General features: G+C 62.3%; 12 protein-coding genes and 1 pseudogene. 3 read left to right on the top strand and 10 right to left on the bottom strand.

Annotated elements, in window-relative coordinates:
- Window positions 1-10: 10 nt before the first annotated feature.
- Window positions 11-1,443 (bottom strand): annotated as a pseudogene (locus C1M53_RS18920) (NAD-dependent succinate-semialdehyde dehydrogenase).
- 195 nt (window positions 1,444-1,638) lie between these two features.
- Between C1M53_RS18920 and C1M53_RS18915 the strand changes: the two are divergent.
- Window positions 1,639-2,550 carry a LysR family transcriptional regulator gene (locus C1M53_RS18915; RefSeq protein ID WP_129413637.1) on the top strand — a complete coding sequence of 304 codons (912 nt, stop codon included), beginning with the start codon at window positions 1,639-1,641 and terminating at the stop codon, window positions 2,548-2,550.
- Here C1M53_RS18915 and C1M53_RS18910 read toward each other — a convergent pair.
- The 3 genes from C1M53_RS18910 to C1M53_RS18900 are packed head-to-tail and all read right to left on the bottom strand — an operon-like array spanning window position 2,547 to window position 5,444.
- Complete coding sequence (locus tag C1M53_RS18910) at window positions 2,547-3,431, bottom strand: alpha/beta hydrolase (protein ID WP_129413636.1); 885 nt, start codon at window positions 3,429-3,431, stop codon at window positions 2,547-2,549. The genes C1M53_RS18915 and C1M53_RS18910 overlap by 4 nt on opposite strands.
- Window positions 3,432-3,443: 12 nt before the next feature.
- Window positions 3,444-4,232, bottom strand: coding sequence for an alpha/beta hydrolase (locus C1M53_RS18905; RefSeq protein WP_129413635.1), 789 nt, complete (start codon window positions 4,230-4,232; stop codon window positions 3,444-3,446).
- A 54-nt stretch (window positions 4,233-4,286) separates the two neighbouring features.
- Window positions 4,287-5,444 carry an NAD(P)/FAD-dependent oxidoreductase gene (locus tag C1M53_RS18900; protein ID WP_129413634.1) on the bottom strand — a complete coding sequence of 386 codons (1,158 nt, stop codon included), beginning with the start codon at window positions 5,442-5,444 and terminating at the stop codon, window positions 4,287-4,289.
- A gap of 218 nt (window positions 5,445-5,662) precedes the next feature.
- Here C1M53_RS18900 and C1M53_RS18895 point away from each other — a divergent pair, with 218 nt between their 5' ends.
- Window positions 5,663-6,589, top strand: a complete 927-nt coding sequence (locus C1M53_RS18895; RefSeq protein WP_129413633.1) for a LysR family transcriptional regulator — start codon at window positions 5,663-5,665, stop codon at window positions 6,587-6,589.
- Window positions 6,590-6,799: 210 nt separating this feature from the next.
- Window positions 6,800-7,978, top strand: coding sequence for an ABC transporter substrate-binding protein (locus C1M53_RS18890; protein ID WP_129413632.1), 1,179 nt, complete (start codon window positions 6,800-6,802; stop codon window positions 7,976-7,978).
- Between the two features lie 114 nt (window positions 7,979-8,092).
- Here the strand turns inward: C1M53_RS18890 and C1M53_RS18885 are convergent, their stop codons facing one another.
- The 6 genes from C1M53_RS18885 to C1M53_RS18860 form a co-directional block, all read right to left on the bottom strand.
- Window positions 8,093-9,490 carry an NAD(P)(+) transhydrogenase (Re/Si-specific) subunit beta gene (locus tag C1M53_RS18885; RefSeq protein ID WP_129416255.1) on the bottom strand — a complete coding sequence of 466 codons (1,398 nt, stop codon included), beginning with the start codon at window positions 9,488-9,490 and terminating at the stop codon, window positions 8,093-8,095.
- Window positions 9,490-10,041 (bottom strand): hypothetical protein, encoded by a 552-nt coding sequence (locus C1M53_RS18880; RefSeq protein ID WP_129413631.1) that lies wholly within the window; start codon window positions 10,039-10,041, stop codon window positions 9,490-9,492. The genes C1M53_RS18885 and C1M53_RS18880 overlap by 1 nt, the downstream gene beginning before the upstream one ends.
- On the bottom strand, window positions 10,038-10,469 hold the full coding sequence (locus C1M53_RS18875; protein ID WP_165358182.1) for an NAD(P) transhydrogenase subunit alpha: 432 nt from the start codon (window positions 10,467-10,469) through the stop codon (window positions 10,038-10,040). Before C1M53_RS18875 ends, C1M53_RS18880 begins: the two co-directional genes overlap by 4 nt.
- On the bottom strand, window positions 10,469-11,719 hold the full coding sequence (locus tag C1M53_RS18870) for a Re/Si-specific NAD(P)(+) transhydrogenase subunit alpha (RefSeq protein ID WP_129413629.1): 1,251 nt from the start codon (window positions 11,717-11,719) through the stop codon (window positions 10,469-10,471). The genes C1M53_RS18875 and C1M53_RS18870 overlap by 1 nt, the downstream gene beginning before the upstream one ends.
- Window positions 11,720-11,803: 84 nt before the next feature.
- Complete coding sequence (locus C1M53_RS18865; RefSeq protein WP_129413628.1) at window positions 11,804-12,028, bottom strand: aa3-type cytochrome c oxidase subunit IV; 225 nt, start codon at window positions 12,026-12,028, stop codon at window positions 11,804-11,806.
- Window positions 12,029-12,194: 166 nt separating this feature from the next.
- Entirely contained in the window at window positions 12,195-12,344 is a 150-nt protein-coding gene (locus C1M53_RS18860) for a DUF3096 domain-containing protein (RefSeq protein WP_101939733.1), read from the bottom strand.
- Window positions 12,345-12,369: the final 25 nt, after the last annotated feature.

The raw sequence follows: 12,369 nt of genomic DNA, 5'->3' as shown, positions 1-12,369 counted from the left end.
TGTGAACCCTTCAGATCGCCATGCGGTGCGAGACAGTTTTCACCACCATGTAATGCATGATGCCTTCCGCTCCGCCCTCGCGACCGAAGCCGCTTTCCTTGACGCCGCCGAATGGCGTTTCGGCGACCGAGGCTTCGAGCGTGTTGATGGAGACGTTGCCGGCCTCCAGATCGTCGGTGATCTGGTCGACATTGGCGGCCGAGTTGGTGAAGGCATAGGCGGCGAGCCCGAAGGGCACGCCATTCGCCTGCTTGATCGCGTCTTCCAGCGACGGTACCGGGTTGATCACCGCGAGCGGTCCGAATGGTTCCTCGCGCATCACCCGGGCATTGGCCGGTACATCTGCGAGGACAGTCGGCGGATAGAAGTAGCCGCGATTACCCGGTCGCACCCCGCCAGTCAGCAACTTCGCACCCTTTGACACCGCATCGGCCACCAGCGCCTCCAGGGCTTCTACTCGGCGATGGTTCGCCACCGGCCCCATCTCCGTCCCCTCTTCGAGGCCGTTGCCGGTCTTCACCAGGCGAGCGCGCTCGACGAATGCGTCGGTGAACGGCTTGTAGAGTTTCTCATGCACGAAGAAGCGCGTCGGCGAGGTACAGACCTGGCCTGCATTGCGTACCTTGCGGATGGCCGAGGTTACGCCTGCCTTCACTGGATCGGCATCATCACAGACAATGACCGGCGCATGGCCGCCGAGTTCCATCAGCGCGGGTTTCACATATTGCGCGGCGAGGCCGGTCAACCGCTTTCCGACGGCGGTCGAACCCGTGAAGGCAATCAGACGAACCTGCTCGTGCGGGATGAGATATTCGGAAATCTGCGCCGGAACGCCGAAGACGAGATTGAGCACGCCAGCCGGAAGCCCTGCGTCATGAAAGGCCCGGGCGATGTGCAGACAGCCGGCCGGCGTCTCTTCCGATGCCTTGATGATGATCGAACAGCCGGCCGCGAGCGCGCCTGCGATCTTGCGGGCGGGCTGGCTGAGCGGAAAATTCCACGGTGAAAACGCTGCCACCGTCCCGATCGGCTGGTGGTGCACGACGTAACGAATGCCGGGCTCACTTGGGATGACCCGCCCATAGGTGCGCTGCGCCTCGCCGGCATCCCACTCGAAGAACTCCGCTCACGAATGACTTCGAGGCGCGCCTGCTGAAACGGCTTGCCGTGTTCGCGGGTGATATCGAGGGCGATCCCATCGATGCGCTCGCGCAGGAGCGATGCTGTCTTGCGGATGATCTCGGCGCGGCGCGCCGGCGATGTCCTGCGCCAGACGGCAAAGCCGCGCTCGGCCGCCTCAAGCGCCGCGTCGAGGTCCCGTGTCGACGCCACGGGCACCGCGCCAATCACACTTTCATCAGCTGGATTTATGACCGGCAGCGTCTCTGCCGTCTTGCGCCAGGCGCCACCGATATAGAGCTGAAGATCGGGGTAGTTCGACATTGGGGCGTCTCAGCTCCATACTGGCATGAATTTATGGGAAGCCGTCGCGCAGCCTGAGCCGGCAACCTCCCGCACGCCAAGATCGGTGGATTTCGATATATCGACAAGACGGATTTATCCGATAAATTAATATCAATATCCGTATAAATTGGCTTCCGCCGGAACACCGGTTAGCCGGCAGTTGAGCCTTCACAGATGAAGATCACCATCAAGCAGATCCAGCAGTTCCTGGCGGTCGCAGAACTCGGCAATTTCTCGCGCGCCTCGAAGCGTCTGGGCACCGCACAGCCGGCGCTCTCGCAAGCGATCCGCGATCTCGAAGACGAATTGTCCGTGCGCCTGTTCGATCGCACTACCCGCCGCGTCGAGCTGACCGATGCCGGCCGGGAATTCCAGAACTCCTCCACCAAGGTCATGGAGGAGTTGGAGCACGCGGTGGAAGGCGTTCACATGCTGGCAGAACGGCGACGCGGCCGCCTGCGTATCGCGGCACCGCCCTTGCTGGCCTCCGTGGTGCTGCCGCAGGCAATCGCCGAGTTCCAGCGGAGTTATCCAGGTATCGCCGTGCAGCTTGCCGACGTCGGTACTGAACAGATCGTCGAAGCCGTGCGCAGCGGCAAGGCGGACTGCGGGCTGGGAACCTTCTCTCCGGCCGAAGACGGCATCGAGCGCGTCGCCCTGGTACGCGACAGCCTGATGCTGTTTTGCGATGACCGCTCCATATTTGCGAATGCAGACACGGCCAGATGGCGCGATCTGGCGGATCAGCCGTTGATCACGCTGACGCGCGACAGCGGCATTCGCCTGCTGGTCGAAATCGGTTTCGAAACAAGCGAGATACCGCTGAAGCCAGCTTTCGAGGTCAGCCAGGTGACAACCGCCCTGGCGCTCGTCGAGGCGGGATTGGGGGTGGCGGTGCTCCCGGCCTACGCCTTGGCAGCAGCGCGTCACCGCAAGGTGGTCGGCAAACCGCTGATCGATCCCAACATCGCGCGCGAGGTGGCCATGATCCACGCCACCGGGCGGTCCGTATCACCGGCCACACAGGCTTTCGTCGCGGTCGTGAGACGCTATGCGCAGCGCCTCATCCCACGCGAGAACAATTAACGAGGCTGCAGGTCGCCATTGATCAGGCGCAGCAACGCCTTGGAGAGCGCGGCTTCGCTGTTCGCCAGATCAAGAACCACATCGAAATGATTGCGGTTGTCGATCTCCATCAGCGTGGAAGAAAAACCCGCTTCCCGCCACAGCCGATGATATTCCGCCGACTGGCGCTTGAACCCGTCAGGTTCGCCTGCCGCATAGGCTGTCACGATGGGGCAGCCGACACGCGGCAGGTTCTCGGCCGGGCTCAGCTGCCTGACCGACTGATCATCGAGCTTGATCCAGTCCTGCACGAATGACCGGGAGATTGGCGCCAAGTGAAACAGGCCGCTGATCGGCATGGCACCCTTGATGACATCCTCCGGCACGTCGAACGCAGCATGCCAGCCGTCGGACAGAACCGATCCGGTCAGATGGCCGCCTGCAGAACTGCCTCCGACGAAGATGCGGTTGGGATCGATGCCGTAGCGGGATCCACTGTGCCGCAGGAAGCCGATGGCGGCGCGAACCTCGCGCACGATCTCGGCCAGATCGACCTCTGGCGCCAGCCTGTAATCGACCACGGCCGTGGCGATGCCGTGCCTTGCCAGCATCGCGGCCATGAAGGCGGAATCTTGCTTTGAAAGCATCCGCCAATAGCCGCCATGGATGAACACGAAGACCGGTCGCAATTCCGCGCCGGCTCCGTAGATATCGAGGGTTTGACCGCTTTCGGCATCGTAGACGACGTCGAGATGCGAAGCGACGTCCTTCACAGCCTCCGACCGGCTTCGATAGTTCCGCATCTCTGCCTCGAACACTTCGGCCGAAACCGAAGCACGGGCGCTGTAGTCACGATCGAGAATCTCGCGTGGCCAATCGGCTTCGGTGGCTAGTCCGGTCATGCAGAGCAACTCCTAGCCGATGAAGGCCCTGATGGTTTCGGCCACCACCTTGGGCTGCTCGAGTGTGGGGAAATGCGTCCGGCCGGGCAGTTTGTTCGGCTTGTACCAATCGTGCCGGGCGGCGAAGTCGAGTTGCGCCTGCGCATATTCGGGCTCGAAGGGCTGTGAGTAGATATGGGTGATCGGCCGGTGCTCCGTCATCGCCGCCATGCGCTGCATCGGGTTGCCCCATTTGCGATACGCCCTTGCGATCTCGCGGCCGGAACGGGCCCACATCTCGAAACTGTATTTGGCCATCTCTTCGTTGACGTGATCGATGATGTCCTGGTTCTCGGTATCGCCGATCCAGTAATTGAAGAAGTCGCCGCGGCCATTCTCCCAGTTGGTGCGATCCTGGATGTGGTCGATCATCGAAAAGAAGGCTTCGTTGGGTGTAGTCTGGATCCAGTCGATGACGACGGAGCGCGGTACACGCGCGCTACCGAGCCGATCGGTCACTTCCATGTTGGCCCAGCCGCCATGCGAGGTCGAAACCGGCACCACTTTCCCGATCTTCATCCGGTCGAGAAAAGCGATGACGTCGGCCGCCTGATCGTCGGTGACGAAATCGCCGTCATGATCACGATGCAGGCCGTGACCACGCCAGTCCAACCTGATGACCCGGTGGCTGCGCGCCAGCTCTGGTGCCAGGGTCTTGAACAGACGATGGTCCTGGCACCAGCCCGACAGAAGCAGGAGAACATCCCCCTCTCCTGCTTCGTCGTAGGACAGCGTGTTGGCTCCGATCTGGATGGACTGCATGCGAGAACTCCGAAATGCGAGACGAAGGGCGGGAAAGCCCTTCGATGAAAGCGATCAGGCGAAGGCTTCGGTGGCGGTCGGGATGTGGCGCGCGGTCTTCATGCGCACGGCACCGATCTCGGCGGACCTGCCTGTGATCTTCAGAACCTCGGAACGGATGTCGTCCGGCCAGAAGTTCATGTCGCCCAGCCTTTCGGCCGTGTCCTGGGTGTGCTCGGTCAGCGGACGTTCGCACGCTTCCCATTCTGCGAGCGCCACCTCGATATCGGGAGCGTCGGTGACAGTTGCCGCGAGCGCTAGGCCGTTCATCAGCGCGCAGCCACCGCCCTGCCCAAGGTACGGCGGCATTGCATGCGCGGCATCGCCCAGGATGGCGACCCGTCCCTTGCTCCACTGCTTGAGCTTCACCACCTCGAAGGCATCCCAGCGGCCGGCATCGCCAAAACGTGCGACCAGATTGGCGAGATGCGGGAAGGATTGCGTCCACAGCTTGCGGTCGGCCGGCACCTTGAGTGCCTCAGCATCATCGGCCGCGCAGCACAGCGCGACATAGAGATCGGAAGCGCTTGCCGGTGTGTAGAGGATGCGACGCGACCCGGTGAAATATTCGATGTAGCGATCACGGTCCTCGGGTGACACATCATTGTCGTCGCGTGGGATCAGCATCCGGATCGCGCCGTAGCCGAGATGCTTGCGATACATCATCAGGTCGAGCGAATCCCGCACACTGGAATTGATGCCGTCCGCGCCGACCACCAGATCCGCCTTGCGCCGCTCGCCACCCTCCAGCAGCAATTCACCTTCCGGCGTCGCGCCGATGGCTGCCGAGCCGGTCGCGATTTCGACGCCGGCTTTGCGGCAGGTATCGACCAGCGTGTTGATCAGTTGCTCGCGCAGGATGGTGATGAGACGCGCATCATCCGGCCCGTTGATGGGGATTTCTTCCATCGTGGTGTCGTTGTGGTCGCGGGTATGGAATTGCGGGCCGATATGCGCACCGACGGTGGCCTCTTCGTAGGCGCCGATCGCCTTGAGCACGCGCAACCCATTGCTCCAGATATAGATGCCGGCGCCGAAGGTGCGCAGGGTCGGAGCGCGTTCGTGCACGGTCACCGACCAGCCACGCTGTGCGAGCGCTGCCGCCGTCGTCAGACCACCAATTCCCGCGCCCGCAATCTCGGCACGGCGCCCGGCGCCGGTTCGCTGCATCATTGTCTGACTTCCTCCCACCGGTGCTGACCGCACCTGTTCTTGACTTGGCCGGACCACGACGTGCCGCGCCAAATGTCTCGGTACCGGCGATGCTACCGCCCGGCCGGTTGGCGAGACCTTCCCAATGATTGGCAATTCACACAAATGAATTCTGTGGAATTTTCTATGAAGCTTTGGAATACCAGAGTGGAACCAACCATCGAACCGGCAACGCGCTCATGAAACTCGTCACCAGTCGCCTCACCATCCGCCATTTGAGAATGGTCGTGGCCATCGTCGAGGAAGGCAACCTCGTGCGCGCGGCGAAACGGCTTAACATGACGCAGTCGGCCGTCACCAAAGCGCTTCAGGAAGTGGAGGCGTTGACCAAGGCCCGCCTGTTCCACCGCAACAACCGCGGCGTGGTTCCGACCATGTTCGGGGAAACGCTTGCCGAACATGCCCGCCTCGTCATCACGCAGCTCGCTCATGCCGAAGAGCATCTCGCCGATCTGCGCGACGGCACCGGCGGCCGTGTCGCCATCGGCACGCTTTTGTCGGCGGCAGCCGAGCTGTTGCCTACGGCCATCGCCCGCCTGCGCAAGGATCGCCCTAAGCTGGTGGTGAAGATCGTGGAAGGCACCAATGACGTTTTGATCCCGGCGCTGCGCGCCGGCGAACTGGACATGGTGGTGGGACGACTTTCGGAACTGCGCGACCGGCTCAATGTCGTGCAGGAGGTGCTGATGGACGACATCGCCTGCGTCGTCGCACGACGCGGCCATCCCTTGGCCGATCGCCGTGATCTCGGCCTCGCCGACCTCATCGGCTGGGAGTGGATCCTGCCGCCGCAGGAAACCAGCCTGAGGCGACAGATCGACATCGCTTTTCGTGAGGAAGGTCTGGAACCGCCGGTGCACGCGGTCGACTCCGTCTCCCTGCTCACCAACCGCGCCCTGCTCGTCGACGCCGACTATCTTGGAGTCTTCCCGGCCCAGGTCGCGCGCAGGGAAGCTGCCGCTGGCGCTATTACGATCCTGCCTGTCACCTTGCGCGCAACCGCCATACCGATCGGGATCACCACCCGCACCAACGCCAGGCTTTCCCCGGCAGCCGAATTGCTGGCGGAAACGCTCAGGAGAACGGCCGTCGATCTGACCGCCTGATCCTCTGTTATCGAAACTCTTGCTATTCCCGGTCTTCATAGCTGGGAGATGAGTTTTCCATTTACCGCAAGATTGATTGGCCCAAGCTTGGTCGTGTGGACGACCTGTCGGCAACGGCGGTACGACTGCATGCAGGGGCAAGGCACAAAACCGCGACCCGGGATCGCGGACACTCTCCCTGCATTTGAAGATACGAACGGGAGGGACACCATGTCTTGCAAGGGAATACTGGCGGCTGCCACCTTGGCGCTGCTGGCGGGTACGGCTCATGCCGCCGATCCGCTCAAGATCGGCATGATCACCACGCTCTCAGGTCCGGCCGGTTATCTGGGCCAGGACATTCGCGACGGCTTCCAGCTGGCAATCGACCAGAACAAGGGCAAGCTCGGCGGCGCACCGGTGGAGCTCGTGGTCGAAGACGACAGCCTGAAGCCCGGCAATGCCCGGCAAATCGCTGACAAGATGCTTTCCGAACAGGGCATCAAAGTCTTCACCGGCATGGTCTTCGCCAATGTTGCCTTCGCAGCTGTTCCCGAAATCCTCGACAACGACGCGCTCTATGTCAGCGCCAACACGGCATCGGCGACATTCGCCGGCAAGGATTGCCATCCGAACCACTTCGTCAGCTCCTGGCAGGACGACAGCCAGGGCGAAAGCGCGGGCGCCCTCGCCCAGTCGCTCGGCTACAGGAAGGCATTCCTGATCGCGCCGAACTACCAGGCCGGCAAGGAAACCATGGGCGCGTTCAAGCGCTTCTACAAGGGCGAGGTTGTTGGCGAAACCTACACCAGCCTCGACCAGACCGACTTCGCCGGCGAGATGGCGCAGATCCGCGCCGCCAAACCCGACGTCGTCTATGAATTCGAGCCGGGTGGCCTCGGCATCGCGTTCATGCGTCAGTACCAGCAATCCGGGCTGCTCAAGGAAATCCCGATGGTGGTGCACCCGGCTTCGCTCGATCAGGTCATCGTCCAGGCCGTCGGTGACGCCGCTGCGGGCGTCAAGGTGACCAGCCACTGGAATGACGACTTCGACAATCCGGTCAACAAGGCTTTCGTCGCGGCCTGGCGCGCCAAATTCGGCGATCGTCCGATCACCTATTACGCAGCCCAGGGCTATGACGCGGCCCTGCTGATCGGCGCTGGTCTTGAGAAGGATCCTGCCGGCGCCAGCGACGTCGAAGCCCTTCGCAAAGGCTTGCTCAGCGCAGAGATCCCCTCGGTACGTGGCGCCTTCAAGTTCGGCCCCAACCAGCATCCGGTCCAGGACTGGTACTCCCTGAAGGCTGAAAAGGGCGCCGACGGCAAGATGGTGCTGAAGACCGACAGCAAGGTGCTGACCGCACACAGCGACAGCTATGCCGCCGACTGCAAGATGCCTGCCGAATAGCGGGCAAATCGATCAGACCAGTTTCGACGAACCAAAAGAAAAGCCCGGCACAAGCCGGGCTTTTCTTTTGGGATATGGTCTTGCGAAGTGCGCTCCTCAAAGCGCTCGAAAACGTCAGTGATCCATCGCCTTGACGATTTCCTCGGTCATCTTCTTGGCGTCACCGAGCAGCATCATCGTGCCGTCCTTGTAGAACAGCGTGTTGTCGATGCCGGCATAACCCGAACCGAGCGAGCGCTTGACGAAGAGGCAGGTGCGCGCCTTGTCGACGTCGAGGATCGGCATGCCGTAGATCGGCGAGGACTTGTCGTCACGCGCCGACGGATTGGTGACGTCGTTGGCGCCGATGACATAGGCGACATCGGCCTGTGCGAATTCGGAGTTGATGTCTTCCAGTTCGAATACTTCGTCATAAGGCACGTTGGCTTCCGCCAGCAGCACGTTCATGTGGCCGGGCATGCGGCCAGCCACCGGATGAATGGCGTACTTCACCTCGACGCCATTGGCCTTCAGCTTGTCGGCCATTTCGCGCAGTGCATGCTGCGCCTGGGCGACCGCCATGCCGTAGCCCGGCACGATGATGACCTTCTGTGCGTTCATCATGAGATAGGCAGCATCGTCGGCGGCACCGGTCTTCACCGTGCGCTGGATGCCGTCATCCGCCGCTGCGGCCGTTTCGCCACCGAAGCCGCCGAGAATGACCGAGATGAAGGAGCGGTTCATGCCCTTGCACATGATGTAGGACAGGATCGCGCCCGACGAGCCGACCAGCGCACCGGTGATGATCAGCGCAAGATTGCCTAATGTGAAGCCGAGGGCAGCCGCCGCCCAGCCTGAATAGGAGTTGAGCATCGACACCACGACCGGCATGTCGGCACCACCGATCGGGACAATGAGCAGAACGCCCAGCGCCAGCGAAGCAAGAACGATCAGCCAGAAGACGGCGTAGCTCTGGGTGGTGACGAGCAGGATGATCAGGACGACGAGTGCAGCGCCAAGCACGATGTTGATGAGATGGCGTGCCGGCAGCATGATCGGCTTGCCCGACATGCGCCCGTCCAGCTTCAGGAACGCGATCACCGAACCGGTGAAGGTGATGGCGCCGATCGCCACGCCCAGGCTCATCTCCACCAGCGCCTGGCCGTGGATCGCACCCACTTCGCCAATGCCGAAGGAAGCTGGCGCATACATGGCGGCTGCCGCCACCATCACCGCAGCCATGCCGACCAGCGAGTGGAACGCAGCCACCAGCTGCGGCATCGAGGTCATGGCGATGCGACGGGCCGTGTAGGCGCCGACACCACCACCGATGGCCAGCCCGACCACGATCAGCGCAAAGCCGCCGAAGGAAGGCTTGGCCAGCAGCAGCGTGGTGACGATGGCGATCGCCATGCCGATCATGCCGTAGAGGTTGCCTTGCCGGCTTGTGGTCGGATGCGACAGGCCTCGCAGGGCGAGGATGAAAAGAATGCCCGAGACAAGATACAGGAAAGAGGCGAGATTGACGGACATCATGGCTTCTTCAACGCCTCCATCGAGCCGGCTGGAAATTCCACCTCGGCGAATTCAGGGTAAACCTGGCGCATAACCGTCACCTGCTGGTCTTCGTTGACCCGCAGCAGATACCAGGCGCCACCATCGAGCAGCGCGAGTGTCTGGGACTTCGCCAGGATCTTGTCGGCGCCGCCGGCATCCATCACGACCTCGGTCGGGATCAGTGCGTAGGGCTCGCCGTTCGGCAATTCCTTGTATTCCACCTTCGACACATCCATGGCGAAGGATTCGATTTTCACGGTCGCCAGCGCGGCCTGCATCTGCTCGATGACGATGCCGCGCAGCGCATCGACCGTCATGCCGGAGGTCTTGGCCATATGCTCCAGCACGCGCGGCGGAATGGTCTTGACGACCACGGCATAGTCGTTGCCGCGCATGGCAGCGTCGAAATCCGTCACGGCCTGGACCAGCGCCTTGCTCTCGGCCTCTGTCGCCGGCCGGGCCAGCACGTGGCTGGCGAAGACCGACAGGAATGCAGCGGCGAGGAAAAGCTTGACGAGCTGCATCACCGGCCCGCGCTGTCCTTCTTCTTGTACATCGCCAGCATGCGCTGGGTGACAAGGAAGCCGCCGAAGATGTTGACCGAGACCAGCACCAGCGCGATGAAACCGAAGCCGGTCGCCGCGCCGGCAGCCGAAACGCCGACAGCCAGCAACGCGCCAACCACGATCACCGAGGAAATGGCGTTGGTCACAGCCATCAGCGGCGTGTGCAAGGCCGGTGTCACCGACCAGACCACATAGTAGCCGACGAAGATCGCCAGCACGAAGATGGCGAAGCGGAACACGAACGGGTCGATCGCCCCGCCCGAGAGCGCGTGCGCCGCGCCGCCGGCAGCATCGGCTACGCCGGGCTGGTTGGCGGCGTCCTGCAGCGCAAGGCGAACGGCCGCGCTCGCCTGGTCGAGTTGATCGAGAGCTTTCTGCAAGGCTTCCATCAGGCAGTCCCCTTCGACTTGGTCGCAGTGGGCTTCTTGGCTGCGGCGGTTTTCTTGGCAGCCGTCGGTTTGGCGGATTTGGCCGCCGGTTCAGCCGAAGCAATCATCGTCGCCGGCTTGTCCGCGAAGTTGGGATGGACGACCTTGCCATCATCCGTCAGCAGCGTCGCTTTCACCAGTTCGTCGTCGCGATTGATGGCGAGCGCCTTGGTGTCCTTGCTGACCAGCGTTTCGAGAAATGCGAACAGGTTCTTCGCATAAAGCAGGGATGCGGAAGCCGCGACACGACCCGGCACATTGAGATGGCCGACGATCTTGACCCCATTGTCGGTGGTGACGGTCTTGCCCGCTTCTGCACCGGCGACGTTGCCGCCACGCTCCACAGCGAGATCGATCAGAACCGAGCCGGGACGCATTGAAGCGACCATTTCGGCGGATACCAGCCGAGGCGCGGGACGACCCGGGATCAGGGCGGTGGTGATGACGATGTCCTGCTTGGCGATATGTTCGGCAGTCAGGGCCGCCTGCTTCGCCTGATATTCCTTGGACATTTCCTTGGCGTAGCCGCCGGCCGTCTCGGCCTGCTTGAACTCGTCGTCTTCGACCGCGATGAACTTGGCGCCCAGCGACTGGACCTGTTCCTTGACCGCGGGGCGCACGTCGGTGGCGGTGACCACCGCACCAAGACGGCGTGCTGTCGCGATGGCCTGCAGGCCGGCGACACCAACACCCATGATGAAGACCTTGGCGGCCGGCACCGTGCCGGCGGCCGTCATCATCATCGGCAGGGCGCGATCATACTCGGCGGCCGCATCGATCACGGCCTGGTATCCGGCCAGGTTTGCCTGCGACGACAGCACGTCCATGACCTGCGCACGGGTAATACGCGGCATGAACTCCATGGCGAAGGCGGTCACGCCAGCCTTGGCGAGCGCGTGAACCCCGGCATCGTTGCCATAGGGATCCATGATGGCGAGAACCGCTGCGCCCTTTTTGTAGTTTTTCAGCTCGGCTTCGGTCGGACGGCGAACTTTCAGCACGACATCGGCCTTGGCGACGTCCGCTGCCTTGCCGATCGTGGCTCCTGCCTTGGCAAACTCGGCATCCGGAATGCGCGAGGCGATGCCCGCTCCGGCCTCGACAACAACATCGAAGCCAAGGGCAGTTATACGTTTCACCGTATCGGGCGACGCGGCAACGCGCCCCTCGTTCGCATCAATCTCGCGAGGTATGAATACGACTTGTCCCACCGCATGATCCTTTCGGCTGGAACTCTGTTCTTTTACGAACACCGGCCGAACGGCCGGTGCCGTCCCATGCGAAATGGGAAGATCTTATCGGAGAATGAAGCCGCCAACCGCCAGGAGGATCACGAACAGGATCGTTCCCGAGAAGAACCCGCCGGCAAAGAAACCGAAGGCCATGGCGATGAGCAGCGCGACGCAGAAAAGCGATCCATATTTCGCGAGCGCGATGAAACCCGCGTAAGTTCGCTCGTGCTCTGCATAGTCCATCTGGGCACCCAGTTCGACAGGACCAGTCGGCGCGTGATCAGCCATCAGTATTCCCCTCCGGAAACGTCTCAAGGGCACATAGCGAAAAGCGCCGCCGAGGGCAATGGCACTGTTGCCGCATGATGGGCGAGAACAGCGTCAAGATAATGTTGAAAGCCGGCGGTCATCGACGGCTGCCATCACGCGCTGTGCCGGCGATCTGGCGGGCAGCTCAGCCAGCCAGATTCGGAAACAGGCCAAGCAGTCCAGCGACGATCAGATAGAGGGCGATAATATAGTTCAACAGCCTGGGCATGATCAGGATGAGCACGCCGGCAATCAGCGAGATCAGCGGCGTCAACGTTATGGCAGAAATGGTCACGGTCGGTCTCCCATCTGTCGCAGCA

Source organism: Mesorhizobium sp. Pch-S, assembly GCF_004136315.1.
In the GTDB taxonomy this organism is placed as follows: domain Bacteria; phylum Pseudomonadota; class Alphaproteobacteria; order Rhizobiales; family Rhizobiaceae; genus Mesorhizobium.
Note: the sequence above shows the minus strand (reverse complement) of the source record. Positions and strands in the feature narration are given on the sequence as shown.

Bases quoted from the DNA above. Each gene is read 5' to 3' on its own strand.
- C1M53_RS18915 (WP_129413637.1), top strand. From the start codon at position 1,639: ATGAAGATCACCATCAAGCAGATCCAGCAGTTCCTGGCGGTCGCAGAA.
- C1M53_RS18910 (WP_129413636.1), bottom strand. From the start codon at position 3,431: ATGACCGGACTAGCCACCGAAGCCGATTGGCCACGCGAGATTCTCGAT.
- C1M53_RS18905 (WP_129413635.1), bottom strand. From the start codon at position 4,232: ATGCAGTCCATCCAGATCGGAGCCAACACGCTGTCCTACGACGAAGCA.
- C1M53_RS18900 (WP_129413634.1), bottom strand. From the start codon at position 5,444: ATGATGCAGCGAACCGGCGCCGGGCGCCGTGCCGAGATTGCGGGCGCG.
- C1M53_RS18895 (WP_129413633.1), top strand. From the start codon at position 5,663: ATGAAACTCGTCACCAGTCGCCTCACCATCCGCCATTTGAGAATGGTC.
- C1M53_RS18890 (WP_129413632.1), top strand. From the start codon at position 6,800: ATGTCTTGCAAGGGAATACTGGCGGCTGCCACCTTGGCGCTGCTGGCG.
- C1M53_RS18885 (WP_129416255.1), bottom strand. From the start codon at position 9,490: ATGTCCGTCAATCTCGCCTCTTTCCTGTATCTTGTCTCGGGCATTCTT.
- C1M53_RS18875 (WP_165358182.1), bottom strand. From the start codon at position 10,469: ATGGAAGCCTTGCAGAAAGCTCTCGATCAACTCGACCAGGCGAGCGCG.
- C1M53_RS18865 (WP_129413628.1), bottom strand. From the start codon at position 12,028: ATGGCTGATCACGCGCCGACTGGTCCTGTCGAACTGGGTGCCCAGATG.